Below are 25,073 nucleotides of genomic sequence, written 5' to 3' on the forward strand. Positions count from 1 at the left end.
GTTCATCCCTGGCCGCGGGCCTTTGCCAGCAGTTCGGTGCGCGGGTTCTCCGTCGGCATTGCTTTCGCGAATGCCTCCAGGTGCTTTTTCGCATCCGCCGTGAGGTGCCCCGGCACCGCGACCTGCACGGTCGCGAGCAGGTCACCCGTCGCCTTGCTCGTCGTGACGCCACGACCCTTGACCCGCAGCACGCGGCCGCTCGGGGTCCCCGGGGTCACGCGTAGTTTCACGGGGTCACCGCCGAGGGTCGGAACCTCGATCGTCGCTCCGAGCGTCGCCTCGACGAAGGTGACCGGAACATCCACCCGCAGGTTCAGTCCGTCGCGCTCGAACACCGGATGCTTGTGCACGGACACCGTGAGCGTCAGGTCGCCCGCGGGGCCACCATCGATACTCGCCTCGCCCTTGCCCCGCAGCCGGATCTTCTGCCCGTCGCTCACACCGGCCGGGATCTTCACGCTGATCGGCTTTCCGCCGGCGGCCTGCAGCTTCACGGTCTCGCCGCGGATGGCCGTGATGAAATCGAGCGAGGTCGTCGCCGTGATGTCGCGGCCCTTGGTCGGCCCGCCCTGCCCACGGAAACCTCCGCCCGGCTGCCCGAAGTTGCCCCCGCCGAACATGCCGCCGAAGATGTCCTCGAAGCCGCCCGCCGAGCGCGTCGTGCGCTGGTTGCCCTGGCCGAACATGCCGCCGAAGATGTCTTCGAAGCCGCCGGCCTGGCCGCCGCCGCCCGCGGTGAAGCGCGGTGCCCCTGCGCCCATGGCACGCATCTGGTCGTACTCTTTGCGCTGTTCGGGGTCGGAGAGCACCGCGTGTGCTTCGCTGATCTCCTTGAACTTCGCCTCCGCAGCCGCATCCCCCGGATTGGAGTCCGGGTGGTACTTGCGCGCGAGCTTGCGGTAACTCTTCTTCAGGTCGGCAGCCGAAATGTCTTTCGGCACGCCCAGCACCTTGTAGAAGTCCTTGTCGAACCAATCCTGGCTTGCCACGAGCGGCTACTTCTCCGCGGGCACGGACACAGCGACCTTCGCCGCGCGCAGAAGTCGGTCGCCCAGCTTGTATCCGGGCTGGATCACGTCCGCCACGACCTGGGTCGTGACGTCCGGGCTCGGCAGCTGCATGAGCGCCTCGTGGATGTGCGGGTCGAACTCTTCGCCCTTCTCGCCCACGACGGTGAGGCCGAACTTCTCAAGCCCCGCGCGCAGCTTCTGCGCGATGATCGACATCGGCCCCTCCTCGAGATCACCATGGATCTCGGCGAGCCTGAGGTCGTCGAGCGCCGGGAACAGGCCGCCGATCACCTCGGCGACCACGAACTCGCGATTGGCCTCGCGGTCGCGCTCGACGCGTTTGCGATAGTTGACATACTCCGCCTGGAGACGCTGGAGATCGGCCAGCCGCTCCGCGGCGAGGTCGGGCTCCACTCCGTTCTTCAGGAACTCGAGGTCGGCATCCGTGAGCGAGGTCTCGATATCCGGTCCCTCGGCCTCGATGATCTCCTCGCCCTCGACGGGGCTCCCCGAGCCGGGAGCGTCCGCTCCCGACTCGGGGTCGAAGTCTTCCGGCTTCTTCTTGTCAGTCATTGCCCTTATTTCTTGTCGTCTGGCTCGTCGTCCACCACTTCGGCGTCGACGATGTCCTCGTCGTCGGTCGATGCTTCCTCTGCGGTTTCGTCCGCGGGTGCCTCCGCGCCCGCATCCTCGCCGCCCTGGTTAGCGTAGATCGCTTCGCCGAGCTTCTGCTGGCTTTCGCTGAGCTTCTCGAAGGCCGTCTTCACGGCATCCGCGTCCTCGCCCGCGAGCGCGCTCTTCAGGGCGTCGACATCCGCCTGCACGTCGCTCTTCACGTCGTCCGGCAGCTTGTCTTCGTTGTCCTTGATGAGCTTCTCGGTCTGGTAGGCGAGCTGCTCCGCGGTGTTGCGGGTCTCGGCCTCCTCGCGGCGCTTCTTGTCCTCCGCGGCGTGCTCCTCGCCCTCGCGCACCATGCGCTCGATGTCTTCCTTCGGCAGCGACGAGCCGCCGGTGATCGTCATCGACTGCTCCTTGCCGGTGCCCTTGTCCTTCGCCGAGACGTGCACGATGCCGTTCGCGTCGATGTCGAAGGTGACCTCGACCTGCGGGATGCCGCGGGGCGCCGGCGCGATGCCGGTGAGCTCGAAGGTGCCGAGCGGCTTGTTATCGCGGGTGAACTCGCGCTCGCCCTGGAACACCTGGATCGCCACGGACGGCTGGTTGTCGTCCGCGGTGGTGAACGTCTCGCTGCGCTTGGTCGGGATGGCGGTGTTGCGCTCGATGAGCTTGGTCATGATGCCACCCTTGGTCTCGATGCCGAGGGAGAGCGGGGTCACGTCGATGAGCAGAACGTCCTTGCGCTCGCCCTTCAGCACGCCGGCCTGGAGGGCAGCGCCGACGGCGACGACCTCATCCGGGTTCACGCCCTTGTTCGGGTCCTTGCCGCCCGTGAGCTTCTTGACCAGTTCGACGACGGCCGGCATGCGGGTCGAACCGCCGACCAGCACGACATGGGCCACATCGGCGACCTTGACTCCGGCCTCCTTGATGACGTCGTGGAACGGCTTCTCGGTGCGCTTAAGCAGGTCAGCGGTGAGCTCTTCGAACTTGGCGCGGGTGAGCGTCTCGTCGAGGTTCGCCGGGCCGTTCTCGGTGAGCGAGAGGTAGGGCAGCTGGATGCTCGTGCTGGTGGACGACGACAGTTCTTTCTTCGCCTGCTCCGCAGCCTCCTTGAGGCGCTGCTTGGCGATCTTGTCCTTGGACACGTCGACGCCGGTGGAATCCTTGAAGCGCTTGACCAGGTAGTCGACCACGCGCTCGTCCCAGTCGTCGCCACCGAGCCGGTTGTCGCCGGCGGTCGCGCGCACCTGGATAGTGGAGAAGTCGTCGTCCTTGCCCACCTCGAGCAGGGAGACGTCGAAGGTTCCGCCACCGAGGTCGAAGACCAGGATGAGCTCGTCTTCCTTGCCCTTGTCGAGCCCGTAGGCGAGAGCTGCGGCGGTCGGCTCGTTGATGATGCGCAGCACGTTGAGGCCCGCGATCTCGCCGGCCTCCTTGGTGGCCTGGCGTTCGGAGTCGTTGAAGTAGGCGGGAACGGTGATGACCGCGTCCGTCACGGTGTCGCCGAGGTAGGACTCCGCATCGCGCTTGAGCTTGGCGAGGATGCGGGCCGAGATCTCCTGCGGCGTGTACTTCTTGCCGTCGATGGTCGTCGTCCAGTCCGTGCCCATGTGGCGCTTGACGGATGCGATGGTGCGGTCGACGTTCGTGACGGCCTGGCGCTTGGCGGTCTCGCCCACCAGCACGTCGTTGTCCTTGGTGAAGGCCACGACGGATGGCGTGGTGCGGAAACCTTCAGCGTTTGCGATTACGGTGGGTTCTCCACCTTCGAGTACCGAGACCACGGAGTTGGTGGTTCCGAGGTCGATTCCTACTGCTCGAGCCATGCGCTCTTTTCTCCTTATATCGATGCGAATGTGACAAGTCTGACGCGAGACTTGAGCCTCACCTACTCAAGTTTACGAATGCCCTTGTCAATGTCAAGTTGATTCAGCAAATCTTGAGTCTAGGCGACTCAAGTCTCAAACACGGACCTGCGACACGGCGTACGACTCGGCCGAAACTCTTGCCTCGCTCGATTTCTGCGGAGTAAGTTGCGACAAAGACACGACGACGTGTCTTTAGGAGATGGAAAATGACATTCGCAATTTCACCGTTTGTTCCACTCGCGCTCGGGTTCTTCGGCCTGGGCACCGGCTATCTGATCTACGGCCCGGCGGAACTGTTCGGCTGGCCTAAACGCGACCAACGCGTTGACGGCTCCATGGGAGTCTGGGGCATCTGGTTGCCCGGCTTCTGTCAGTTCGTCACAGGCATCATCCTGTTCGTCGGACTGACGTGGTTCCAGGTATTCAAGGATGCCCCGCTGTACATGGCGGCTCTCGCGTTCTCCGCGTATGGCATCCACTGGTTCGCAATCGGCTACAACCGGCTGCACCAGCACGACGGCCGCCCGAACGCGGGCATGTGCGTCGCGTTCTTCATCCTGTCCGTCGTGGGCGCCGTCGTGTTCTTCGCGGTCGGCGACTGGCCCGTCGGGCTCCTCTTCATCGGCCTGGCACTCGTGTACTTCTGCGACTTCTTTGCCTCGATCGGTATGAAGATCGGTGAGCGTGGCCTCGGGCTGTTCCACATCCTCACCGGACTGTGGCTCATGTACCTGGTGATCGCCACCGCCTGCAACATCTCGCTCGGCGCGCACCTCGCACTGTAGATCGGAGCGATCTCACTAGATTTACCCGACAATGAAGGCCGGTCCGCGCTGTGGACCGGCCTTCATTGCGCGTGTCGAAGCAGGCCAGCCCACTAGCCTGAGTCCATGACTGAAACAGTTCAGCCGAGCGACAACGGGGTCGCAGGCACGACGGGCCAGGTCGCCACGGGCGGCGGGCTCGTCGACAGGAAGACCAGCCGTTCGCGGATCTTCTCGTGGGCCCTGTGGGACTGGGGCTCGGCATCCTTCAACGCGGTCATCACGACCTTCGTCTTCACCGTCTATCTCACGAGCACCCCGGCGTTCGGCGGTACGGACTACGTGTCCGCGCAGCTCGGCTGGTGGATCGGTGGCGCGGGCCTCGTCATCGCCCTCTTCGCGCCCGTGACCGGCCAGCGCTCGGATGGCTCGGGCAGGCGCAAGCTCTGGCTCGGCGTCAACACCTACATCGTCGTGTTGTTCAGCGCGCTGCTGTTCTTCGTCGAGCCGCGGGCCGAGTTGCTCTGGCTCGGGCTGTTCCTCATCGCCGCCGGCACCGTGTTCTTCGAGTTCGCCGGGGTCAACTACAACGCGATGCTGCACCAGGTGGCGAGCACGAAGACGATCGGCAAGATCAGCGGCTTCGGATGGTCCATGGGCTATTTCGGTGGCATCGTGCTGCTGCTCATCCTCTACTTCGGCTTCATCCACCCGGAGGTCGGACTGTTCAGCGTGACGAGCGAGAACGGCCTCTCGGTGCGGGTGTCGATGGTGCTCGCCGCGGCCTGGTTCGGGCTCTTCGCTCTGCCGCTCCTGTTCAAGGTGCCGGAGTTCTCGGTGCCTCCGCAGAAAAAACTGAGGGTGGGCTTCTTCCGCTCCTACGCCATCCTCGGGCACGACATCGCGAAGCTGTGGCGCACCAACCGGCCGACGCTCGGCTTCCTCATCGCGAGCGCGATCTTCCGCGACGGCCTGACCGGAGTGTTCACCTTCGGCGGGGTGCTCGCCGCGGGCACCTTCGGCTTCTCCAGCGGTGACGTGATCGTCTTCGCGATCGCCGCGAACATCGTGGCCGGACTCTCCACCCTCCTCGTCGGTCGCCTCGACGATCGGGTCGGTCCCAAGCCGGTGATGGTCACGGCACTCGCGGGCACGGTGATCGCCGCGATCGCGATCCTCCTCTTCCACGACGGCGGGGCGGCCATCTTCTGGATCTTCGGACTGATCATGTGCCTGTTCGTCGGGCCGGCCCAGTCGGCAAGCCGCAGCTTCCTCTCCCGGATCGTTCCGGCGGAGCGCCAGGGCGAGATGTTCGGGCTCTACGCGACGACTGGGAAGGCGGCAACGTTCCTGGCACCGACGGCATTCGCGATCTTCGTCACCGCGTTCGGTGCGCAGGTGTGGGGCGTTCTCGGCATCGCGCTCGTGCTACTCGTGGGCCTGCTTCTGCTGCTGCCGGTGAAGTCGCGGCCCGACGTCATGTCCTGAGTCCTGCCGCACTCACTCCCAGGTGCTGGGAGCTTCGGCGCGCGTCGACGGGAGCGCCACGTCCTGGGCCCAGCGGTCGACCCACTCCGGTCTCGCGAGCTCGGTCACGGGCATCCCGAGCACCTCGGCGAGTTCTGCGATGCTCACCACTCCGCCGCCTGCCTTGAGAAAGCGGCCGCGGAGATGTGCACGAGCGTAGATCTCCCCACCGACGACGAAGCGCTGCTCGACGTACACGGCACGGTCGTCGTAACCGACTATGCGGGTTTCAAGCGTGTAGCGCTGCCAGAGCGTCAATGACTTGCGAAAGCTGATGGTCTCGCTCGCGATCACCGGGTAGACACCGCGGGCGCGCATCCGCCGCCATGCACTCGTGCGGACCAGGAGGTCGAGCCGGCCGAGATCCATGAGGGAGAGGTACACGCCGTTGTTGACGTGCCGCTGCACGTCGAGATCGTTGGGGAGCACGCGCATGGGCAGTCGCCCCACGTCGCTCATTGCGAGCCTCGGCCGGCGCCGCGCGCGCAGCAGTGTCCACAGGGTGCGCAGGAACATGTTCACCGGCACAGGCTAACCTCGCTCTCCCGCGCGAGCGATACGGCTGTGGGGAGTGCACAAGGTGTTGCCTCGAATGCGGGCGCCGACTGTGCGAGTCGGCCACGGCATCCCGCACTCGCGCGAACGACGTCGGCGGCGCATGCTTGAGGTATGTCCTCTTCAGCCATCTCATCGACCTCCGAGCTCGTGCAGACCGCCGCCAGGGCCGAGCTGCTTCGCTCGCTTCACGTGCCGGGCACGCCGCTCATCGTGACGAACGTGTGGGATGCCATCACGGCCCGCACCGTCGCCGCCGTCCCCGGAGTGAAGGCCCTCGCGACCGCGAGCCATGCCATCTCGTTCGCGCATGACGTGCCCGACGGCGAGGGACTCAGTCTCGACCAGGCGCTCGCCGCAGCCTCTCTCATCACCCACGCCGTGGACATCCCGGTGTCCGTCGACTTCGAGCGCGGCTACGCGAGGGATGTCGCGGCCCTCGAACACAACATCGCGAGACTCATCGCGACGGGGGCCGCGGGACTGAACATCGAGGACACGGTGGATGCAGCGGCTGGGCAGTTGTTCCCGCTCGAGATCGCGACGGCGAGAGTCGCCGCCGTGCGCGAGACCGCACGCACCGTCGGGGTTCCGCTCGTGATCAACGCGCGCGTGGACACCCTCGTGCGCGGGGGCGAGTGGAACGACATGGTGCAGCGCGCCAATTCCTACCTCGGTGCCGGCGCGGACGTGATCTTCGTGCTCGGGCTCGACACGGAGGAGAAGGTGACGCGGGCGCTGGAGGAGATCGACGGCAAGGTGTCTGTAATCTCCGGGGCGACATCCGTGCCCCTGAAGCGCCTCGCGGAACTCGGCGTCTCACGGGTGAGCTTCGGCGGGAGGCCGCTCGGACTCACCCTCGCGCACCTGCAGCGCACGGCCGCACAGCTCACCGCACTCGGCGACTACCCGCAGGAGCTCGGCTTCGACTATTGAGGTTGTGAGCTGTCGAGCGGCGAGACTCCCGCGCAAGTTAGGCTGGTGGAGCGGTCACCCACAGCACGAGGCGTCGGCCTGACCGCCGGAAATCTTCTCCCTGAACAACGGACGGCCATGACCAGCAGCGCAGAGCTCGTCGTCCTCGTCGACCAACGGGGCAACGAGATCGGCACGGCAGACAAGATCGCCGTGCACAACACCGACACTGCCCTGCACCTGGCGTTCTCCTGCCACGTCTACAACGAAGCGGGGCAGGTGCTCGTGACGCGTCGCGCACTCGGCAAGCTGACCTGGCCCGGCGTGTGGACGAACTCCTTCTGCGGACATCCGGCTCCGGGCGAGGCGATGGCGGATGCCGTGGCCAGGCGCGCGCGGTTCGAGCTCGGCATCGGGCTCGGCGCGCTAGAGCCCGTGCTGCCGGACTTCCGCTACCGGGCCGTGGACGCCTCAGGAATCGTCGAGAACGAGGTGTGCCCGGTGTACCGTGCGGTGACGACGGATGCCGTGGACGCGAACCCCGCGGAGGTCGCCGAGTGGAGGTGGGTCGCCCCCGAGTCACTGCGAGCCGCTGCAGCAGCCGCGCCCTACGCCTTCAGCCCGTGGCTCGTGCTGCAACTCGCCTCGGGCGTCTTCGGCAACTAGCGGCTTGGCGGGTCGTCGGGCATCGCGCCAAAGGCTCCGCCCATAGAGGCCCACCACGCCAGCGCCGACTGAGCCTGCGAAGTCGGTTTTACGCGACGAAGGAGCGGCCGTATCGAGACCGGGGAATGTGTCTCAGTCGAGCTGGCTCTCGTCGCGGCTGAGCACGGTGCGGGAGAAGTTCATGAACGAGCGCGACGCCGTCGGCCCGCGCTGGTTCTGGTAGCGCGACTTGTACTCGGCAGAGCCGTAGGGCTTCTCGGCGGGCGACGAGAGTTGGAAGAAGCAGAGCTGCCCGATCTTCATGCCGGGCCAGAGCTTGATCGGCAGGGTCGCGACGTTGCTGAGCTCGAGCGTGACGTGGCCCGAGAAACCCGGGTCGACGAATCCGGCGGTGGAGTGGGTGAGCAGGCCCAGCCGCCCCAGGGAACTCTTGCCTTCGAGGCGGGCGGCCACGTCATCCGGAAGCGTCACGCCCTCGTAGGTCGAGCCGAGCACGAACTCTCCGGGGTGAAGGATGAACGACTGCTCGGGTTCGACCTCGACGAGCCTGGTGAGTTCTGGCTGATCCTCGGCCGGGTCGATGAACGGATACTTGTGATTGTCGAACAGGCGGAAGAAGCGGTCGAGCCGCACGTCGATACTCGACGGCTGGATCATGGATGGCTCATACGGGTCGAGCCCGATGCGTCCAGAGTCGAGCTGAGCCTTGATATCCCGATCCGATAGCAGCATGACAAGAGACTAGCCGAGCGTGCTTGCTAGTATTGGCGATTGCTGGTCATCACGTGCGCTGAGCTTGTCGAAGCGAGCGGATGTCGGCCACGCGAGTGTAGTTCAATGGCAGAACTCCAGCTTCCCAAGCTGGTAGTGCGGGTTCGATTCCCGTCACTCGCTCCGTGTGATGTCTCGGGACATTGTGAACGGTTGAACCCGCGGTTTCTCGGGTTGGGCCTTTTCCTTTTCGGGCTAGTGGCCACGTTCTGCCGGGGAGCCTGCCATCTTGACCCAAGACCATTGCCTGACGGTCATGACTCAGTGCATCTAACGCAGGTCAGCATGACTGAGCCCTGTGTAATGAGCCCGCCGCAGATGGCATCCTCACTTGAGTGGATTTTGGCGCAATGCTCATGAATTGCGAGAAATCGACCAATATGGATCTATCGTTGCCATTGTTGTGTGGACCGCGGTAGAAGCGAGGGGTGTTCGGTGACTGGTTGGGGCATTGCTGAATGGTTTGGCAAGGATGTTGCTCTCATGACTGAGGCAGAGCGGCTTGCCTCAGCAACTCATGCACTAGCGGCTCATGAACTCGGTTTGAAGGTGGCACCTCAGCCTGAGTGCCCATTTTTAAGTGAATTGCGCCCGGGTTCGCTCTGCACAAAGAAGGGTGGAGTGTGTTCGATCCGTCAGTATGACGGCGGGACCCCGCCAACCATTGTGGATTCTCAACCGACAGTTTTGTGCCCCAACCGCTTTCTGGAGTTCCGGAACGACGAGACACTCTTCAGCTACATCGCCCGCGAGTTCTTTGGGGTTTCTGAAGGAGCAAAAGTCATCAAGGAAATTCCCTTCCTCCAGAAAGAAACTCTTGACGGCGAAGAACGTGGAGCGAAAGCGGGACGAATCGACTGGATCGTTGTGCCGACCCCTGACAGCGACCTGACCGCAAAAGACATGACCTGGATTGCAATCGAAACCCAGGGCGTCTATTTCTCTGGAGACGCAATATGGCCTGATATCCAGGCCTACAAGGATCACCCAGAAACGCTTCGCTTTCCCGTGGGTCGACGGCGGCCGGATTTTAGGTCCTCGGGGGCGAAGCGTCTGGCTCCACAATTGGATGCAAAAGCCCCCGTAATGAATCGCTGGGGACGCAAAGTTGTCGTGGTTGTCGACTCCGCTTTCTTCGCCGAGATGGGCAACCTCACCCAGACGACAGACTTCGACAACGCCGAGATCGTCTGGGTAGTCGTTAGCTTTGACGAAAACATGACGCTCCGGGTCAATTCCACATATTTCGCAGAGTTGGTTCCGTCAATCAGCGCCCTACAAGCTGCGAAGCCGGTCAATAAGGCTACGTTCGAAGCCAGCCTTCAGAACGCTATCCGAGATACCCGATCTAAAAAGGTATTTGATGCCTGATATTCGGCGGTCAAACCACTCGCTTTAGCGCCGCGCGCCTTACGCCCAAAGCAGCCGAAATTGATTGCCCAACTGCTGCGGCAAGTAGCGGTGGAACCGCGTTCCCCACCTGCTCGTATTGATCTACTTTCGAGCCTGTAAACACAAATGAATCGGGGAATGATTGAATACGTGCGGCTTCGCGAATCGTGAAGGCGCGATCTTGGGAGTAGTGGAAATAGGCGCCCCAGTGCGGATCACATTTCGTGAGGATTGTTGATGCTAGTCCGTTCGCTGCGACCCGCCCGTAGCGTTTCGTGTGATCAGAGCGGCGAGCGGCCTGCATGCCCTTGGGGAGCAATTCGTACGGGATATCCGTCCAATTTCCCCCTGGTCTTATGTATTTGAGACGTTCCATATTGATGCTACTTAGTTTCGGTGCCTCGTGATTCCGAACCCCGTCCGATCCGGCCCGCAACACCTGCTGATATGAGTTTTGTGGGCTAGTCAAATACTCCTTTACCTCGAGGCCCGCTTGCCCGTTCAGAAGCGGTGGGAGATCTCCTATCGCGTCCGCGACGGTTGTGTGTGGCGGGAGTTCAACGGATCGTGGCATTGCAACGATCGCGCGACCTCCAAACTTGGAAGTGAAGTTGATCCGCATAGGGGCCATGCGTTCTGCCACAGGGAACGCTCGAAGCGGGTCGGACCCGTCCTTCATTCCTATGATGATCGTTCGCCAACGTGTTTGTGGTACGCCATAATGCGGCGCATAAAGGATCTGCACATCAGCGGAGTAGCCCAACGCCTTGAGTGACGCAATAATTGCCTCTAACGTGCCACCATTTGCGAACGACACAAGCCCCGGGACATTTTCGATTAGAACTGCTCGTGGATTGAACTCTTCAACGAAGCGTAGATATTCACGAAATAGATGATTACGGTGATCTTCATTTGAACGCACCGGCGCATTTATAGAGAACCCCTGGCACGGAGGCCCCCCCGCGACTAGATCCAGCTCACCCCGCTTCAGCCCAAGTCGCTTACGAACATCCGCTGCATTCACTGTGCGGATGTCCTCGCTGTCAACGACAGTGTTCCCGTGATTAACCTCGTATGTCCGCGCATAAGTCGGAACGATTTCATTCGCGTAAAGGCTCGAGAATCCCGCCTGGCGAAGCCCTTCAGATAGCCCTCCCGCACCGGCAAAAAGATCGATGGCGGTCAATTCAGACTTCATAAACCCCTCCTCATACCTTCAACCTTAAGGACGTTGTCACTAGAAACTTGACTAGCACACGGCCACATGCGCGTCGCAAGGCCAGTCAAACTTTAGACCGGGCCACCGGCATTTTCGTTTTCTTTATGGCGCGACTTTTGGGCGTCGCAAGATCCAGGAGCACGGTTAGCAAGAACCCAAACGCCCCGACGCCAATCGTGTTGATCGTAAGCGACGAAAAACAGGCGAGCGCAATAGAGACAAGGGCTATGAAGAGGACCAGGCTAACTCGTGCTATTCGCCGCTCAGACTGCTGAAAGCTGCCGACTATGTTCAAGAGACCATTTGCTGCAACCGCGAGAAACAGGAACAGTATCGACGTCATGTTTCCTAGGTCGTCAATGCGATCCGCTACTGTACCTCCGAAATTAAACACCTGGGGCATGAGCCAGATAATTGCTCCGATAAAAAGTCCGATAAGGAGAATTACGTAGATTACCCTCCAGCGGGCTCCAGCCCTTGCGTCTAAGAGAATATTTCGATCTTTCAGCGCTTGTGATGCAACTTCGGTAGCAGCCCCCTCTGCGCGCAGTTCCTCTGCGAGAGTTCGCGGGATCTCGTTGATGTTTCTTGGTAAACAAATCATCCTGAGCAAGTTATAAAGGTGAACGAGGAAAGCCATGCCCGAATATTGGCATATCAGAATGGCCATTTCGTTCTCGAGTCATCCGTGTCTTTGTGTGTCTCAGGACTGGAAGGACCATCAACCGCTGCGGTGTCGCAGCGATCGAGGGTAACTGTTCAGGAATGCGGAAGCTAGTCTATTTCCACGCCGTTCGCGTCCATGAAGTTGCGTGCGTTCCGGCGGTTAGGCCTCTTCGACTGGGCGCTCGTCACCGGCCACGTTCGCCTCCGCCACGGCCCCGCGGCGCATCCGCACGAAGCCCCAGGCGACGAGGGCCGCCGCGATGGCGGTGAGGGCGAGGCCCGCGATCAGGATCGTCTCGCGGAACTGCAGGGTTTGCTCGACGCTCCAGTGCGCGGCGGTGATGTCGCCGGTGAACAGCACCGCGAGAATCGTGCCGGTGAGGGCGATGCCGACGCCGGATGACGCCACGGTCGCGGTGTCGACGAGCGCCGCACCGATGGTGGTGCGGTTCTTCGGCAGGCCGTGGATCACGTTGATTCCCGCGACGACACCGACCACGCGCATCCCGGCCGCCACGAGCACGAGGGCAAGCGCAACCCAGAGGTATCCGAAATTGCTCAGCAGTGCGTAGACGGCGAGGCCGGCGACGACCGCCGCTGCGCTGCTCCAGGCCGCCCGGTTGAGACCGACCTGATCGACGAAGCGGGTGACGAACGGACCGGCTCCGAGCAGCACGACGACCTGCGGCAGCATGCCGACGGCGGCGAGCGCCGGCGACCAGCCCCAGTCGAGCTGCAGTTGCAGGGTCACGAGGTAGCCGAGACCGGCAACCGCCAGACCTGCGGCCGCCTTGTAGGCGAGGCCGCTCGCGACCAGCGGTCGCGCGACGAGCGCCAGGTCGAGAAGCGGGAAGCGGGCGGAGCGCTCGCGGAGAACGAATGCGATCGCGGCCGCGATGGCCACGGCGGCGGTCGTCCACGGAATCCACGACGCCGCGGTCTCGGTGACGAAGAGCGTGGGCAGCACGAGTGCGAGCGCGATGGTGCCGGCACCCAGGGCCGCGCCCGCAGCGTCGATCGGGTCCCTGTGGAGGTCGGCGGCGACATCCGCCTGAACGCCGGCGCGGATGCCGACGAAGGCGAGGATCGCGATCGGTACGTTCACGAGGAGCAGCGCCTGCCACGGAGCGATCGCGAGGACGAGACCGCCGAGGGGCGGGCCGACCGCGAGGCCGACGAGGCCTACGGTCGACATGAGCGTGATCGCCCGCACGCGCAGGCCGTCGCTCTCGAACAGCCGGAAGGCCAGCGCCATCGAACCGGGCGTCGTCATCGCGGCGGCGATTCCCATCGTCACGCGGACGGCGATGAGCTGATCCGCGGTCACGACGAAGGCGGTCGCGAGGCTCGCGATGGCGAGAAGCACCAGCCCTGCGAGCATGATCCGGCGCCGGCCGAAGCGATCGGCGAGGGCTCCGAAGACCAGCAGCAGTCCGCCGAAGGCGACGGCGTATGCGCCCGTCACCCACTGCAGCGCAATGGTCGACGCGTGTAGCTCCCGACCGATCGTGGGAAGCGCGACATTGAGAACAGAGCTGTCGAGCATCTCGAACAGGAAAACTGCGGACAGACCCGCGAGAGCTACCCAGGCCTGTCGCAGCGACTGGGGCGAGCGACGGGATCTTGTCACGAGATCCTCGTGACCCTGCGTGGAGTGAATGGCCATGGCGTTCTCCTTCGTCGAGATTTACGAACACTGTTTGTGTTACGAACACTGTTCTACATACAAACATTGTTCGTGTCAAGTGTTAGGGTGAAGGCATGGCCGAGAGGGATGTGTCGCGCAAGGAATGGGCGGCGAAGATCGCGGCCCTCGACGACCCGCGAAGTGCGGCGCGCTCCCGCAAGACACCGATCACGGTCGAGCGGATCGTGCAGGCCGCGCTCGAGCTGGTCAAGAACGAGGGGTTCGACGCGCTCACCATGCGCCGCGTCGCCACGGAACTTCAGACGGGTGCTGCCTCGCTCTACGCGCACGTGCGCAACAAGGCGGAGCTCGACGACCTGCTGATCGGAGAACTGAGCTCGAAGGTCACGCTGCCGACGCCAGAACCCTCGCGATGGAAGGCGCAGATCATCGAGGTCTGCAGCCAGCTGCGCGACCACTATCTGCAGTATCCGGGCATCTCCCGCGCGGCGCTCGGAGCCATGCCAAGCAGTCTCGACACCCTGCGGATCAGCGAGGGGATGCTCGCGATACTGCTGGCGGGCGGGGTGCCGCCGCGGTCCGCCGCCTGGGTTGCCGACGCCGCCGTGCTCTATGTGAGCGCCTACAGCTTCGAGGCGTCACTGAGACGAAGCCCGACCGAAGACGAAGACGGACACGTGCTCGACAGAACCGAGCTCATCGAACGGTTCAGGATGCTGCCGCCGGACCGCTTTCCCAACACGGTCGCGCACGCGAGCGAACTGACCTCCGGGGAGGGGCACGAACGTTTCGACTTCACCCTCGAACTTCTCCTCCGAGGCGTGGATCCCTCTGCGGCGTAGCGTGCAGCGTCGCCGCCGAAACTCTCGGCCGATCACCATCTGAACGATGTATCGTTAGGGAACTCCGAGAGCCCTTGGTGGACTCCCACTCTGTGAGGGAAGGACCAGCATGACCAGCACATACGGCGGCGGCCGCTCAGAATCACACCAGCGCCAGAGCGGGCACGGACCCGACCTGCACGGCTTCGGCCTGTGGGACACGGTCGAACACCTGCGCTCGACGTTCGACAAGCGCATTGCGCCCAGGATGGGACGCGGCGATGTTCGCGCGGCGATCCTCGCCCTTCTCACCGACGAGCCGATGCACGGATACCAGATCATTCACGAAATCGAGAAGCGCAGCGAGGGCGCGTGGAAGCCCAGTGCGGGATCGGTGTACCCGACGCTCCAACTGCTCGCGGACGAGGGACTCGTCGAGGCCACAGAGGCCGATGGCAAGAAGACCTACTCACTCACGGCCAGCGGACGGGATGAGGCCAAGGTCGGCAAGCCAGCCCCCTGGAACACTCCGTCGCTGCGCGACAGCGCCCGCGCGACCGTGCTGCCGAAGGCCGGCGCGAAACTCGCGCAGGCCGCGGTGCAGGTGGCACGCGGTGGCACCGTCGACCAGGTGCACGAGGCCGTCGCCGTGATCGACGAAGCGCGGCGCAAGATCTACGCGATCCTCGCCCAGGAATGAGCCGAGGCCGCAGCGAGCGCGGCGTGACGGAGACCCGATGACCAGGGTCAGACATCCGCGCGCCCGCTACCGCACGATTCTGCGCTTCGCCGCGCGCTACATCGCGCAGGAGTGGTGGTTCGCGGTCGTGCTGCCCCGACTCGGGCTCGGGGCGATCGCCCACCGCGGACGCACGGCACGAATACGCGGCATCGCCGTGCACTTCCACGCCGTTGCGCTCGACCTGGGCGGCCTCATGATCAAGGTCGGCCAGTTCATGTCGTCCCGGCTCGACGTGCTGCCTCCCGAGATCACGAGCGAGCTCGAAGGGCTCCAGGACGAGGTTCCCGCCGTCGAATTCGAGCAGATCCGCGAGCTCGCCGAGGCCGAGCTGGGGGTGCCGCTCTCACGCGCGTACTCTTTCTTCGACCCGACGCCGCTGGCCGCTGCATCCCTCGGCCAGGTGCACCGCGCGAAGCTCGTCGCGAGCGACGCGGAATGGACGGGCTTCGAGGATGTCGTGGTCAAGGTGCAGCGACCGGGCATCGAGACGATCATCCAGGTCGACCTCGCAGCGCTGCGCAGGATCGCCGGCTGGCTCGACCGGGTGAAGTTCATTTCGCGCCGCGTGGACCTGCCCGCGCTCGTGCAGGAGTTCGCCGCGACGAGCCTGCAGGAGATCGACTATCTGGGCGAGGGAGCGAACGCCGAGCGCTTCTCCGAGAACTTCGCCGACAACCCGCTCGTGTTCGCACCCGTGGTCGCGTGGGAACGCACCACGCGCCGAGTCCTCACCCTGTCGGATGTCACCGCCATCAAGATCAGCGACCGGAACACCCTGATCGCGGCAGGGATCGACCCCGCGGCCGTCGCGGACGAGCTGGCCAGCGCGATGTTCGAGCAGCTCTTCGTGCACGCCTTCTTCCACGCCGATCCGCACCCCGGAAACATCTTCGTCACGCCCGCGACACCGGGCGCGGTGGGCACCCCGGACTGGGCACTCACCTTCGTCGACTTCGGAATGATGGGCGAAGTCCCCGACGTGTTGAAGAGCGGCCTGCAACGCCTCATCATCGCCGTCGCGGCGCGGGACGCCCGCGGCCTTGTCGCGAGCATCCGGGACATGGGCGTGCTCCTCCCTTCCGCGGAGAGCGCCCCGCTCGAGAGGGCGATGGGCGAACTGTTCGATCGCTTCGGCGGCATGGGCTTCGCCGAGCTCCAGAAGCTCGACCCCACCGAATTCACCGACTTCGCGACCAAGTTCGGGCACGTCATGCGCTCGATGCCGTTCCAGCTTCCCGAGAACTTCCTGCTGCTCATCCGGGCGGTGTCCGTGACCTCCGGCGTGTGCACCGCACTCAACCCGGCCTTCAATATCTGGACCGCGATCGAGCCCTACGCGACGCGACTGACCAACGAGCAGCGCAGCACCACCGTGCGCGCCGTGGCTGGGCAGCTGCTCTCCACCGCGGCGCTCGTCGCCAGACTGCCCCAGCAGCTCGACTCGCTCAGCACGCTGCTGCAGCGAGGGCAGCTCTCGATCGAGATCCCGGGCGTCGATCGCCGCCTGCACGCACTCGAACGGCTCGCCCAGCGGGCGGTCTCCGCCGTCGTCTTTGCGGGCCTGCTTCTCGGAGGGATCTTCCTCCGCCCCAGCGATCCCATTCTCGGCAACGTGCTCATGATCGTGTCGGCACTCCCCCTCCTGCACGCGCTCTTCGCGGGAATGATGAGCCGCAACCGACCGCACTGACTGCACTGTGGCACTACCCGTATTGTGTAAAGTGCACGCAATTCGGTTCAGGAGGTCGTCGTGGTTCTCGCCCGCGTAATCGGTGAGGAAAGGCCACGGTGAGCCACTCCGGCACGGGGTCGCCTGATACTCGCTTGCCGCTGAACTTCCTTGCCATCCCGTTCGGCCTGTGCGGGATCGCGGGCACCTGGACCATTGCAGCGCAGGCTCTGACCGTATCGCCGACGATCGGTTTGGGGCTCTGGGCCATCGCTGCGCTCTCCTGGTTGACGGTGCTCGTCGTGTATTTCCGGCGAGCCAGGAAGACATCGGGCACGCTACTGGCCGACTTGAAGCATCCGTTTCTCGGACCGTTCGCCTCGCTCGCACCCGTTGTCGCCATCCTGATCGGTGGATCGATGGCCCACCTGTGGCCCGTGGTGGCCACAGGACTGGTGACCGTCGGCGTGATCACCATCGGCATCCTCAGCGCCTGGCTTCTCTCCGGATGGATGACCGGCGCAATCGACGCACACATCTTCCATCCCGGTAACTTTCTTTCGGTCCTCGCAGGCGGTCTCATCGGCGCGATCGGCCTGGCCGAAGTGGGCGCGCACGCCCTCGCGCTGATCGCATTTGGCATAGGGATCTTCTTCTGGGCCGTTCTGGCGGCCGTGGTCGTGGCCCGCCTCGCCGCCGCGCAATCCCTTCCGCCCGCACTCGTTCCCACGCTCGCCATCTTCTCGGTACCTCCGAGCGTCGCCGGTATCGCCTGGTTCGCGATCAACGGCGAGAGTATCGACCCGATCCACCAGATCCTGCTGGGACTGATGCTCTTCCTGCTGCTCGGCCAGCTGTTCCTCGTCCCGCGTTATGCCCGGGTGCCGTTCGGGATCGGCTACTGGTCGTTCACCTTCTCCGCAGCGGCCCCCGCGACCTATGGCATCCACTGGCTCTGGGTCACGCAACCGGCAGGCTGGGCCGCGTGGAGTTGGCTCATCCTGATCGCTGTCACTCTGTGGATCGGATGGATCGCCATGCGTTCGGCCTGGCAGGCGCGAAGGCGAGCTCGCGAGTCGGCCTCGCCCGTGCACCTCTGACCTATTCGATCGGCGCGAGCTCCAGCGTCGGGTAGTCGAGGTAACCGTGCTCGTCGCCGCCGTAGAAGGTGGTCCTGTCCGCCTCGTTGAGGGGCGCGCCGGACTTCAGGCGCGCCACGAGATCCGGGTTGGCGAGCACGCGACTGCCGACCGTGACCACATCCGCGAGTCCACTCTCTATGTCGTGCACCCGCGCCTGAATGCTGCTGCCGCCGCGGTTGAGCAGCAGCGTATTCGGCCAGAGGTTGCGCAGCTTACGCAGCAGCATGTCGTCGCCCGCGGCGATGTGCAGGTAGGCGAGGTCCAGCGGTGCGAGAGCCGACACCAGCGCGCCGTACAGTTCGTGCACGTCGTTCTCCACGATGTCCCCGAGGCTGCTGCCGGGGGAGATCCGGATGCCCGTGCGCCCGGCCCCGATCTCCTCGGCCACCGCCGCGGCGACCTCCACGCTCAGACGGATGCGGTTCGCGATCGAGCCGCCGTATTCGTCGCTGCGCTGGTTCGCGTTGCTCGAGAGGAACTGCTGCAGCAGGTAGCCGTTCGCCGAGTGGATCTCCACGCCGTCGGCTCCGGCGGCGATCGCGGCCCTGGCGGCGAGTCGGAACTCCTCCACGATGCCGCGCACCTCATCCACCGACAGCTCCCGTGGCGCGGGAATTTCCTGCATTCCGGATGCGGTGAACATCGGGGTTGCGGGCGCGATGGCAGACGGTGCAAGAGCCTGTCGACCGTGCGGGGTGTTCTGCGGATGCGAGACGCGCCCCACATGCATCAGCTGGATCACGATGCGTCCGCCGGCCTCATGCACGGCGTCGGTGACGGAGCGCCACCCCTCGATATGGCTGGCGCTGTGGATGCCGGGGGTGAGCAGGTACCCCTGCCCGTCCTCCGACGGCTGGGTTCCCTCGGTGATGATGAGCGCCATGGATGCCCGCTGGGTGTAGTACTCGGCGGCCATCCGGTTCGGCGTGCCATCGTCGTACGCGCGCGACCGGGTCATCGGCGCCATGGCGAGGCGGTGGGGCAGCTCGAGCTCACCCGCTCGGATCGGCCGCCACAGGGGCTCCAGTTCGGTCGGGTCAAGCGTGCGGTCGTCGGATGTCATTCAGTTCTCCTTGGTGTGTGTGCGGTTGGGTCGTGTGACGGCGCTCAGCGCGCCAGCTCGGTGACGTAGTCCTCGAGCGAACGCGGCGCCCGACCGAGGATCGAGGCGAGCACGAGGGAGTTGCCGCCGTGGAATCCGTGCCGGTCGTACTCCGCGAACATCGCTCGCAGGCCCGCGGGCAGACTCGACGGCAGGGCGCCCGCCGGAACGTCCTGCGCGGTGATCGGGATGCCGGATGCCGCGCTGAAGAGTTCGGCGAGTGTGGTGCGGTCGATCATGCCACCGGCGGCCAACTCGAAGGTGCCGTGGGAGAGCCGCTCGTCACTGAAGGCCAGCGCCGCGACCTCGGCCACGTCCCGATAGTCGACGTAGGTCATCCGCGAGCTCTTCGACCATGGCATCACGAGCGCACCGGAGCTGCGCGCCTGCCCCCACGCGCCGTCGAGTCCCTGCAGGAACATGGCGGGTTGCAGCACCGTGAAGTCGAGGTCCGACGCGTAGAGCGCCGCCTCGATCGGAAGGGTGCTCGCGTGATTCTCGAGCGCGAGAGACGGATGATAGACACCCGAGTAGACGAGCTTGCGCACGCCAGACCTCTGCGCCGCCTCGACCAGCGCGAGGCCGAGTTCCGTCGCATCCGGTGCGAACGCCGGGGTGATCAGGAACGCGCCGTCGACACCGTCGAGCGCCGCATCGAGGCTGGCCGGATTGCGCAGGTCGGCCTGCACGGTCTCCTTCGCGCCGAGGCCGAGCGGAATGCCGGCCTTCGCCGGGTCGTGCACGACGGCCCTCACATCGTGCCCCGCACCCACCAGGGCGGACACCACGTGCTGGGCAACCCAGCCGGTGGCTCCCGTGGCCAAAACCTTCATCATGAACTCCTTGTCGTCATTACATGTTCGAACAAGTAAATCACAGGGTCCTTTATTCCCGGGTTGCGCAAACTTTTTACTGCTCGATCAGCTATCTCGTAGACTGGGCGAAACGTCGAGGAGGATGACAATGACCACAGATCCACACGCGGTCGTGCAGCAGCCCACGACCGCGGCCGGCGGCCCGATCAGCCACGCCATCTTCCGGGTAGCGCGCCTGCACAAGATGCTCGTCGGCTCCCTCCTGCGCGAAACCGGGCTCTACGTCGGGCAGGAACTGGTGATGATGCACCTCTGGGACCACGGCGAACAGCGCCAGGTGGATCTCGTGCGCGTGCTCGACTCGGATGCCGCCACCATGACCCGCACCGTCCAACGTCTCGAACGCGCGGGCTTCGTGCGCCGCCGCCCCGACCCCACGGATGCTCGCGCGACCCTGATCGAAGCAACCCCGGCCAGCAGGCACCTGCACTCAGAGCTCACGAAGATCTGGCAGGAACTGGAGCGGCTCACCGTCGGGGCGCTCGACCCCACCGAGCAGGGTTCCACCCTCGCCGCGCTCGAAACCCTGGAGCGCAACCTGCTGGAGGCAACGGGAGACAAGTAGCGCGCGACGAGCGTAGGGTTGACGCGTGCAGCTGCCTGGTTTGAGTACTCCGCCCGTGGGGCGTCTGGAGGTCGTCGGCGTTCTCTTCGCCGACCCGAGATAGGCCGTGTGCCACCCAGGCCATGACTCCGCGCGACATTCGCGCGAACCACATCTCTCACTTCCGCAGTTAGGTACACACCATGCTTCCCCTCACAGGAACGACCCTCCGGGCATCCTTCGTCAACGCGTCACAGCGCGAGCGAGCGAGCCTCTCCCTTCCGCCGAACCTCGGCGAACTGGACTGGGACAGCCTCGACTTCCTCGCCTGGCGCGATCGAAAGTTCACCAATCTCGGGTACGTGATCGCCGACCTCGACGGCGCGGCCACGGGCATCCTGCTGCGCCAGTCCGACGGCAGAACGCGCACCCGGCCGCAGTGCTCCTGGTGCGAAGACATCGAGCTGCGCAACAACGTCGTGTTCTTCAGCGCGAAGCGCTCCGGCGAGGCGGGCCGAAACGGCGACACCGTCGGCACGCTCGTGTGCGCGAACTTCGAGTGTGCGGCCAATGCGCGCAAGCGACCGACCACCGCCTACATCGGGTTCGACGTCGAGGCGGCACGCCAGCGCCGCATCGAGGTGCTGCGAGAGCACGTGCGGGGCTTCGTGCGAGACATCCGCGACGGGCGCTAACCCACCGCCGCGGATGCCGCGCTACGAGAGTGCGGAACGCTCAGCTGACCTTGCGGCGCACCAGGTCGCCGAGCTGGGCGGCGTCGAGCGCGAACAGGTCGCGTGAGCCCGCGGTTGCGGCACCCAGCAGACCAGCGGATGCCGGCAGCAACTGCTCCGCGTAGAAGCGCGCCATCACGAGCTGGGTCTCGGCCTGCTCGGTGTCGTCCACGGTGAGTCCGGCGAGCGCCGAACGGGCCAGGAGCCAGCCTCCGAGGCACAGGCCCCACATCCGCTGGTATGGCACAGAGCCGGAGAGCACCGCGTTCGGGTCCTGCGTTCCGGTGCGCAGCATCCATCCTGTGGCCTTCTCGAGAGCGCCGAACTGGCGCTCGAGCTCGGTCCTGATCGAATCGAACTCCGCGCCGGCGGCCTCGAGCTCCGGAAGGATCTCGCGCATCGTGGCATGGAATTCCATGACGGATGCTCCCTGGCGCACACCGAGCTTGCGGCCCACCAGGTCGGCGGCCTGGATGCCGTTGGTGCCCTCGTAGATCGCCGTGATCCGCACGTCGCGGTAGTGCTGCGCGATGCCGGTCTCTTCGATGAAACCCATGCCGCCGTGGATCTGCAGCGCGAGCGAGGTGAGCTCGTTGCCGAGGTCCGTGCCGAACGACTTGCAGATCGGGGTCAGCAGACCGACGATCTCGAGCGCGCGGGCACGGGCGGCCGGGTCGGCCTCGTTGGTGCTGTGGTCGACGTAGGCGGCGTTGAGCAGCATGAGTCGGCGGAGAGCCGCGAGGTAGGTCTTCTGCGTCAGGAGCATGCGGCGCACATCCGGGAAGTCGATGATCGCCGAGTCCGTGGTCGCGCCGATCGCCCGACCCTGGATGCGGTCCTGCGCGTAATCGAGCGACTGCTGGTACGCTCGCTCCCCCACCGCCAGGCCCTGCATGCCCACCGAGAGGCGCGCGCTGTTCATCATGACGAACATGATGCGCATGCCGATGTTCTCTTCGCCGATGAGGTAGCCGGTCGCACCCTCGTATGACATGACGCAGGTGGGCGAACCGTGGATGCCGAGCTTGTGCTCCAGGGACAGCGCCTCGACGCCGTTGCGCTCGCCCAGTGAGCCGTCGTCGTTCACGAGGAACTTCGGCACGATGAAGCAGGAGATGCCCTTCGTGCCCTCTGGAGCGCCGGGCGTACGCGCCAGCACGAGGTGGACGACCTGCTTGGTCATGTCGTGGTCACCGTAGGTGATGAAGATCTTCTGGCCGGTGATGGCATAGGTGCCGTCGTCGTTCTTGGTGGCACGCGTGGTCAGGGCACCGACATCCGATCCGGCCTGCGGCTCGGTGAGGTTCATGGTGCCGCTCCACTCACCACTGACCATCTTGGGCAGGTAGGTCTGCTTGAGCTCCTCGCTGCCGTAGTTGAGGAGCGCCTCGATCGCGCCCTGAGTGAGCAGCGGGCCGAGCGCGAACGCCATGTTGGCCGAGGTCATCAGCTCCTGGATGGCCAGGCCGACGGTGCGGGGGAATCCACCGCCGCCGAACTCCTCCGGCAGTGGCACGGCGCCCCAGCCCGCCTCGATGTACTGAGCGTAGGCCTCCTTGAAACCATCTGGGGTGGTTACGGTACCGTCGGGCTCCCGGCGTGCGCCCTGCAGGTCACCAATGCGGTCGGTCGGTGCGACGACCTCGGCCATGAACTCGCCGCACTGGTCGAGCAGGTCGACAGCGGTCTCCAGATCGGCGTGCTCGAATCCGGGGAGCCCGGCGATATCCGGATACCCCACGACGTGCTCGAGGGTGAAGGCGATGTCGGAAACTTGTGGACGATACTGACTCATGCTGGCCAGCGTAGCCCGAGCCGCTGACGCTTCCGAGCCACTCCGGCATCTGCCCAGAATTGTGCCGATTCCGCACAATTCTGCGGTGGATGCGCCGAGAAACGGCGTTGTGTTCCTACAACGCGCCTCAGCGCGAGACCGAGCCCATAAGGGAGGCGACGGGCCGCAGCAGGAGGGGCCTTGCGGCCACCCAGGCGGCGATCACCACGACGAGCGAGGCCGCGAAGATGCCGAATCCGAGCCAGTTCTCGTTGTCGCTTCCGCCGTACATGTGGTTGAGATTGCGAAGCGCGCCGGTGGCGAGCACGAGGGTCACGTGCACGATGATGAACAGCACGAAGTAGAGCATGACCGGGAAGTGCACGGCCCGTGCGAGCTGCACAGGATAGACCCTGTTCAGGAGCGTGGCGTTCCTCGGCCAGGCCCCGGACATACGCCAGCCCGTCAAGATCGCGAGCGGCGCCGCGATGAAGACGGTGACGAAGTAGGCGAGCAGTTGCAGCGCGTTGTAGTTGACCCAGCCGTTGTCGACCGGCCAGTTCAGGGAAGCGTACTGGATGGCCACGGACACCGCGTGCGGGAAGACATCCCAGTGCACCGGGATGATGCGGGTCCACTGCCCCGTCGTGAAGATCAACACGTAGAAGAGCACACCGTTGATGATCCACAGCCAACCAAGACTGAAGTGGAACCAGAGATCGAGGCTGACCTTCATCGGCGGGTTCTTGGTGCGGAACAGGCCCGTGTTGTTGCGCACCCACCTCGCCGGAGGCCTGCCCGTTGTACGTACCTTCCATCCGGCTCGAATGATCAGCACGATGAAGAAGAAGTTGAGGTAGTGCTGCCAGGCGAGCCAGGCCGGGAACCCGACGGGTGCACCGGCGGGAAGCTCGGATCTGCCGGGATAGTCCTTCATGAAGGACTGGATCGCGGGAAGTTCACGGATGCCCTTGGCCGCGAGAACGACGAGGAAGAGCACGACGAGCGCCGCGGGAATGATCCAGACGAGCTTGAACCACCTGCTCGAAGTGACGGACGCGCCTTTCGCCGCCACTATTTGGCCCGCGCTTCTATCGCGTCGATCAGCTGCGGCACGACGGTGAAGACGTCGCCGACGATGCCGAAGTCCGCGATGTCGAAGATGGGGGCATCCGCATCCTTGTTGATGGCGACGATCGTCTTGGCCGTCTGCATACCCGCCCTGTGCTGGATGGCGCCGGAGATCCCGAGCGCTACGTACAACTGGGGCGACACGGTGGTGCCGGTCTGTCCCACCTGCAGCGTCTGTGGAACGTAGCCGGCATCGACCGCGGCGCGGGATGCCCCGACTGCGCCACCGAGCGCATCCGCCAGTCGCTCGACGAGTTCGAACTTCTCCTTCGAGCCGAGCCCTCGGCCGCCGGAGACGACGATGGATGCGTCGCGAAGCTCCGGGCGGGACGAGGAGACGACGGCGTCGTGGACGGCATCGATGACCGCGGCCGCGCCGGGATCCGCCTCGATCGCGGCGGTCGTGACAGTGCCTGCGGCTGAGCCCGCGCGCTCCTGGATGGCTCCGGAGCGCACGGTGATGACGGGGGTGCCACCCTCCACCGCAGCCTCGACGGTGTACGCGCCACCGAATACCGAGTGGGTGGCGACGATCTTGTCGGCATCCGCTCGCACGTCCACGGCATCGACGAGGAGACCGCCGCCGATGCGCACCGCCAGCCGGGCGGCCACGTCACGCCCCTCGACGGAATGGGCGAGAAGGATGGCCGCGGGCTCGAGTGCGACGGCCGCCGACGCGAGCGCCTCGACCTCCGGTGCCACGAGCAGCGATCCGACCTGGTCGCTCTCGGCGACGTACACCTGCGCAGCGCCGAGCTCGCCGAGTTCCGCGGCGAGCGGGACTCCGGCACCTGGCCTCGTCGCGACGACCGCGACGGGAGTGCCGAGCTTGGCGGCCGCGGCGAGCAGCGCCGGGGCGGTGTTCCTGATCGCTCCCGTGCCCGAGAGCTCGATCAACGTGAGTATGTTCGACATCA

At 64.9% G+C, this 25,073-nt stretch carries 24 protein-coding genes and 1 tRNA gene; 12 read left to right on the forward strand and 13 right to left on the reverse strand.

Annotated features, from left to right (window positions below; all coding sequences use genetic code 11):
• Positions 1–2: 2 nt before the first annotated feature.
• The 3 genes from ABUA28_RS08785 to dnaK are packed head-to-tail and all read right to left on the reverse strand — an operon-like array spanning position 3 to position 3,457.
• Complete coding sequence (locus ABUA28_RS08785; protein WP_349903668.1) at positions 3–989, reverse strand: DnaJ C-terminal domain-containing protein; 987 nt, start codon at positions 987–989, stop codon at positions 3–5.
• Between the two features lie 6 nt (positions 990–995).
• Complete coding sequence (locus ABUA28_RS08790; RefSeq protein WP_349903669.1) at positions 996–1,583, reverse strand: nucleotide exchange factor GrpE; 588 nt, start codon at positions 1,581–1,583, stop codon at positions 996–998.
• A 5-nt stretch (positions 1,584–1,588) separates the two neighbouring features.
• Positions 1,589–3,457 carry a molecular chaperone DnaK gene (gene dnaK / locus ABUA28_RS08795; protein WP_349903670.1) on the reverse strand — a complete coding sequence of 623 codons (1,869 nt, stop codon included), beginning with the start codon at positions 3,455–3,457 and terminating at the stop codon, positions 1,589–1,591.
• 248 nt (positions 3,458–3,705) lie between these two features.
• On the opposite strand from dnaK, the gene ABUA28_RS08800 reads away from it, so the two are divergent.
• Both ABUA28_RS08800 and ABUA28_RS08805 read left to right on the forward strand, forming a co-directional pair.
• Positions 3,706–4,284 (forward strand): hypothetical protein, encoded by a 579-nt coding sequence (locus tag ABUA28_RS08800; protein WP_349903671.1) that lies wholly within the window; start codon positions 3,706–3,708, stop codon positions 4,282–4,284.
• Positions 4,285–4,389: 105 nt separating this feature from the next.
• On the forward strand, positions 4,390–5,751 hold the full coding sequence (locus tag ABUA28_RS08805; RefSeq protein WP_349903672.1) for an MFS transporter: 1,362 nt from the start codon (positions 4,390–4,392) through the stop codon (positions 5,749–5,751).
• 12 nt (positions 5,752–5,763) lie between these two features.
• On the opposite strand, the gene ABUA28_RS08810 is transcribed toward ABUA28_RS08805, so the two are convergent.
• Positions 5,764–6,312 (reverse strand): acyl-CoA thioesterase, encoded by a 549-nt coding sequence (locus ABUA28_RS08810; protein ID WP_349903673.1) that lies wholly within the window; start codon positions 6,310–6,312, stop codon positions 5,764–5,766.
• 147 nt (positions 6,313–6,459) lie between these two features.
• Here ABUA28_RS08810 and ABUA28_RS08815 point away from each other — a divergent pair, with 147 nt between their 5' ends.
• On the forward strand, positions 6,460–7,281 hold the full coding sequence (locus tag ABUA28_RS08815; RefSeq protein ID WP_349903674.1) for an isocitrate lyase/PEP mutase family protein: 822 nt from the start codon (positions 6,460–6,462) through the stop codon (positions 7,279–7,281).
• Positions 7,282–7,398: 117 nt separating this feature from the next.
• A complete protein-coding gene (gene idi, locus ABUA28_RS08820; protein ID WP_349903675.1) occupies positions 7,399–7,926 on the forward strand; it encodes an isopentenyl-diphosphate Delta-isomerase in 528 nt (175 codons plus the stop codon).
• A gap of 132 nt (positions 7,927–8,058) precedes the next feature.
• On the opposite strand, the gene dcd is transcribed toward idi, so the two are convergent.
• Complete coding sequence (gene dcd, locus ABUA28_RS08825; RefSeq protein WP_349903676.1) at positions 8,059–8,658, reverse strand: dCTP deaminase; 600 nt, start codon at positions 8,656–8,658, stop codon at positions 8,059–8,061.
• Positions 8,659–8,749: 91 nt separating this feature from the next.
• Here dcd and ABUA28_RS08830 point away from each other — a divergent pair.
• Both ABUA28_RS08830 and ABUA28_RS08835 read left to right on the forward strand, forming a co-directional pair.
• Positions 8,750–8,820, forward strand: a tRNA-Gly gene (locus tag ABUA28_RS08830).
• Positions 8,821–9,180: 360 nt separating this feature from the next.
• The gene (locus ABUA28_RS08835) at positions 9,181–10,068 is read left to right on the forward strand and encodes a NotI family restriction endonuclease (protein WP_349903677.1); all 888 of its coding nucleotides are present in this window, start codon (positions 9,181–9,183) and stop codon (positions 10,066–10,068) included.
• A gap of 10 nt (positions 10,069–10,078) precedes the next feature.
• Here the strand turns inward: ABUA28_RS08835 and ABUA28_RS08840 are convergent, their stop codons facing one another.
• From ABUA28_RS08840 to ABUA28_RS08850, 3 genes are all read right to left on the reverse strand, one after another.
• Entirely contained in the window at positions 10,079–11,287 is a 1,209-nt protein-coding gene (locus ABUA28_RS08840; protein WP_349903678.1) for a DNA cytosine methyltransferase, read from the reverse strand.
• 85 nt (positions 11,288–11,372) lie between these two features.
• Positions 11,373–11,948 (reverse strand): hypothetical protein, encoded by a 576-nt coding sequence (locus tag ABUA28_RS08845; RefSeq protein ID WP_349903679.1) that lies wholly within the window; start codon positions 11,946–11,948, stop codon positions 11,373–11,375.
• Between the two features lie 186 nt (positions 11,949–12,134).
• The gene (locus tag ABUA28_RS08850) at positions 12,135–13,640 is read right to left on the reverse strand and encodes an MFS transporter (RefSeq protein WP_349903680.1); all 1,506 of its coding nucleotides are present in this window, start codon (positions 13,638–13,640) and stop codon (positions 12,135–12,137) included.
• A gap of 95 nt (positions 13,641–13,735) precedes the next feature.
• Between ABUA28_RS08850 and ABUA28_RS08855 the strand changes: the two genes are divergently transcribed.
• From ABUA28_RS08855 to ABUA28_RS08870, 4 genes are all read left to right on the forward strand, one after another.
• Positions 13,736–14,464 (forward strand): TetR/AcrR family transcriptional regulator, encoded by a 729-nt coding sequence (locus ABUA28_RS08855; protein ID WP_349903681.1) that lies wholly within the window; start codon positions 13,736–13,738, stop codon positions 14,462–14,464.
• A gap of 109 nt (positions 14,465–14,573) precedes the next feature.
• Positions 14,574–15,143 carry a PadR family transcriptional regulator gene (locus ABUA28_RS08860; RefSeq protein ID WP_349903682.1) on the forward strand — a complete coding sequence of 190 codons (570 nt, stop codon included), beginning with the start codon at positions 14,574–14,576 and terminating at the stop codon, positions 15,141–15,143.
• Between the two features lie 37 nt (positions 15,144–15,180).
• On the forward strand, positions 15,181–16,875 hold the full coding sequence (locus ABUA28_RS08865; protein ID WP_349903683.1) for an ABC1 kinase family protein: 1,695 nt from the start codon (positions 15,181–15,183) through the stop codon (positions 16,873–16,875).
• Positions 16,876–16,973: 98 nt separating this feature from the next.
• Positions 16,974–17,954: an SLAC1 family transporter gene (locus tag ABUA28_RS08870; RefSeq protein WP_349903684.1), complete on the forward strand. Its 981-nt coding sequence runs from the start codon at positions 16,974–16,976 to the stop codon at positions 17,952–17,954.
• A gap of 1 nt (position 17,955) precedes the next feature.
• Here ABUA28_RS08870 and ABUA28_RS08875 read toward each other — a convergent pair whose 3' ends face one another.
• Positions 17,956–19,059: an alkene reductase gene (locus tag ABUA28_RS08875; RefSeq protein ID WP_349903685.1), complete on the reverse strand. Its 1,104-nt coding sequence runs from the start codon at positions 19,057–19,059 to the stop codon at positions 17,956–17,958.
• 44 nt (positions 19,060–19,103) lie between these two features.
• Complete coding sequence (locus tag ABUA28_RS08880) at positions 19,104–19,934, reverse strand: NmrA family NAD(P)-binding protein (RefSeq protein WP_349903686.1); 831 nt, start codon at positions 19,932–19,934, stop codon at positions 19,104–19,106.
• Between the two features lie 127 nt (positions 19,935–20,061).
• On the opposite strand from ABUA28_RS08880, the gene ABUA28_RS08885 reads away from it, so the two are divergent.
• Together ABUA28_RS08885 and ABUA28_RS08890 are read left to right on the forward strand one after the other, a co-directional pair.
• The gene (locus tag ABUA28_RS08885; RefSeq protein WP_349903687.1) at positions 20,062–20,538 is read left to right on the forward strand and encodes a MarR family winged helix-turn-helix transcriptional regulator; all 477 of its coding nucleotides are present in this window, start codon (positions 20,062–20,064) and stop codon (positions 20,536–20,538) included.
• 182 nt (positions 20,539–20,720) lie between these two features.
• Positions 20,721–21,212, forward strand: coding sequence for an FBP domain-containing protein (locus ABUA28_RS08890; RefSeq protein ID WP_349903688.1), 492 nt, complete (start codon positions 20,721–20,723; stop codon positions 21,210–21,212).
• Positions 21,213–21,252: 40 nt separating this feature from the next.
• Here the strand turns inward: ABUA28_RS08890 and ABUA28_RS08895 are convergent, their stop codons facing one another.
• From ABUA28_RS08895 to ABUA28_RS08905, 3 genes are all read right to left on the reverse strand, one after another.
• Positions 21,253–23,046 (reverse strand): acyl-CoA dehydrogenase, encoded by a 1,794-nt coding sequence (locus ABUA28_RS08895; RefSeq protein WP_349903689.1) that lies wholly within the window; start codon positions 23,044–23,046, stop codon positions 21,253–21,255.
• Positions 23,047–23,173: 127 nt separating this feature from the next.
• Positions 23,174–24,100, reverse strand: coding sequence for a cytochrome b/b6 domain-containing protein (locus ABUA28_RS08900; protein WP_349903690.1), 927 nt, complete (start codon positions 24,098–24,100; stop codon positions 23,174–23,176).
• The gene (locus ABUA28_RS08905) at positions 24,100–25,071 is read right to left on the reverse strand and encodes an electron transfer flavoprotein subunit alpha/FixB family protein (protein ID WP_349903691.1); all 972 of its coding nucleotides are present in this window, start codon (positions 25,069–25,071) and stop codon (positions 24,100–24,102) included. Before ABUA28_RS08905 ends, ABUA28_RS08900 begins: the two co-directional genes overlap by 1 nt.
• Between the last annotated feature and the right edge of the window lie 2 nt (positions 25,072–25,073).

The organism is Parafrigoribacterium humi, assembly GCF_040227205.1.
GTDB classification, from domain to species: domain Bacteria; phylum Actinomycetota; class Actinomycetes; order Actinomycetales; family Microbacteriaceae; genus Parafrigoribacterium_A; species Parafrigoribacterium_A humi.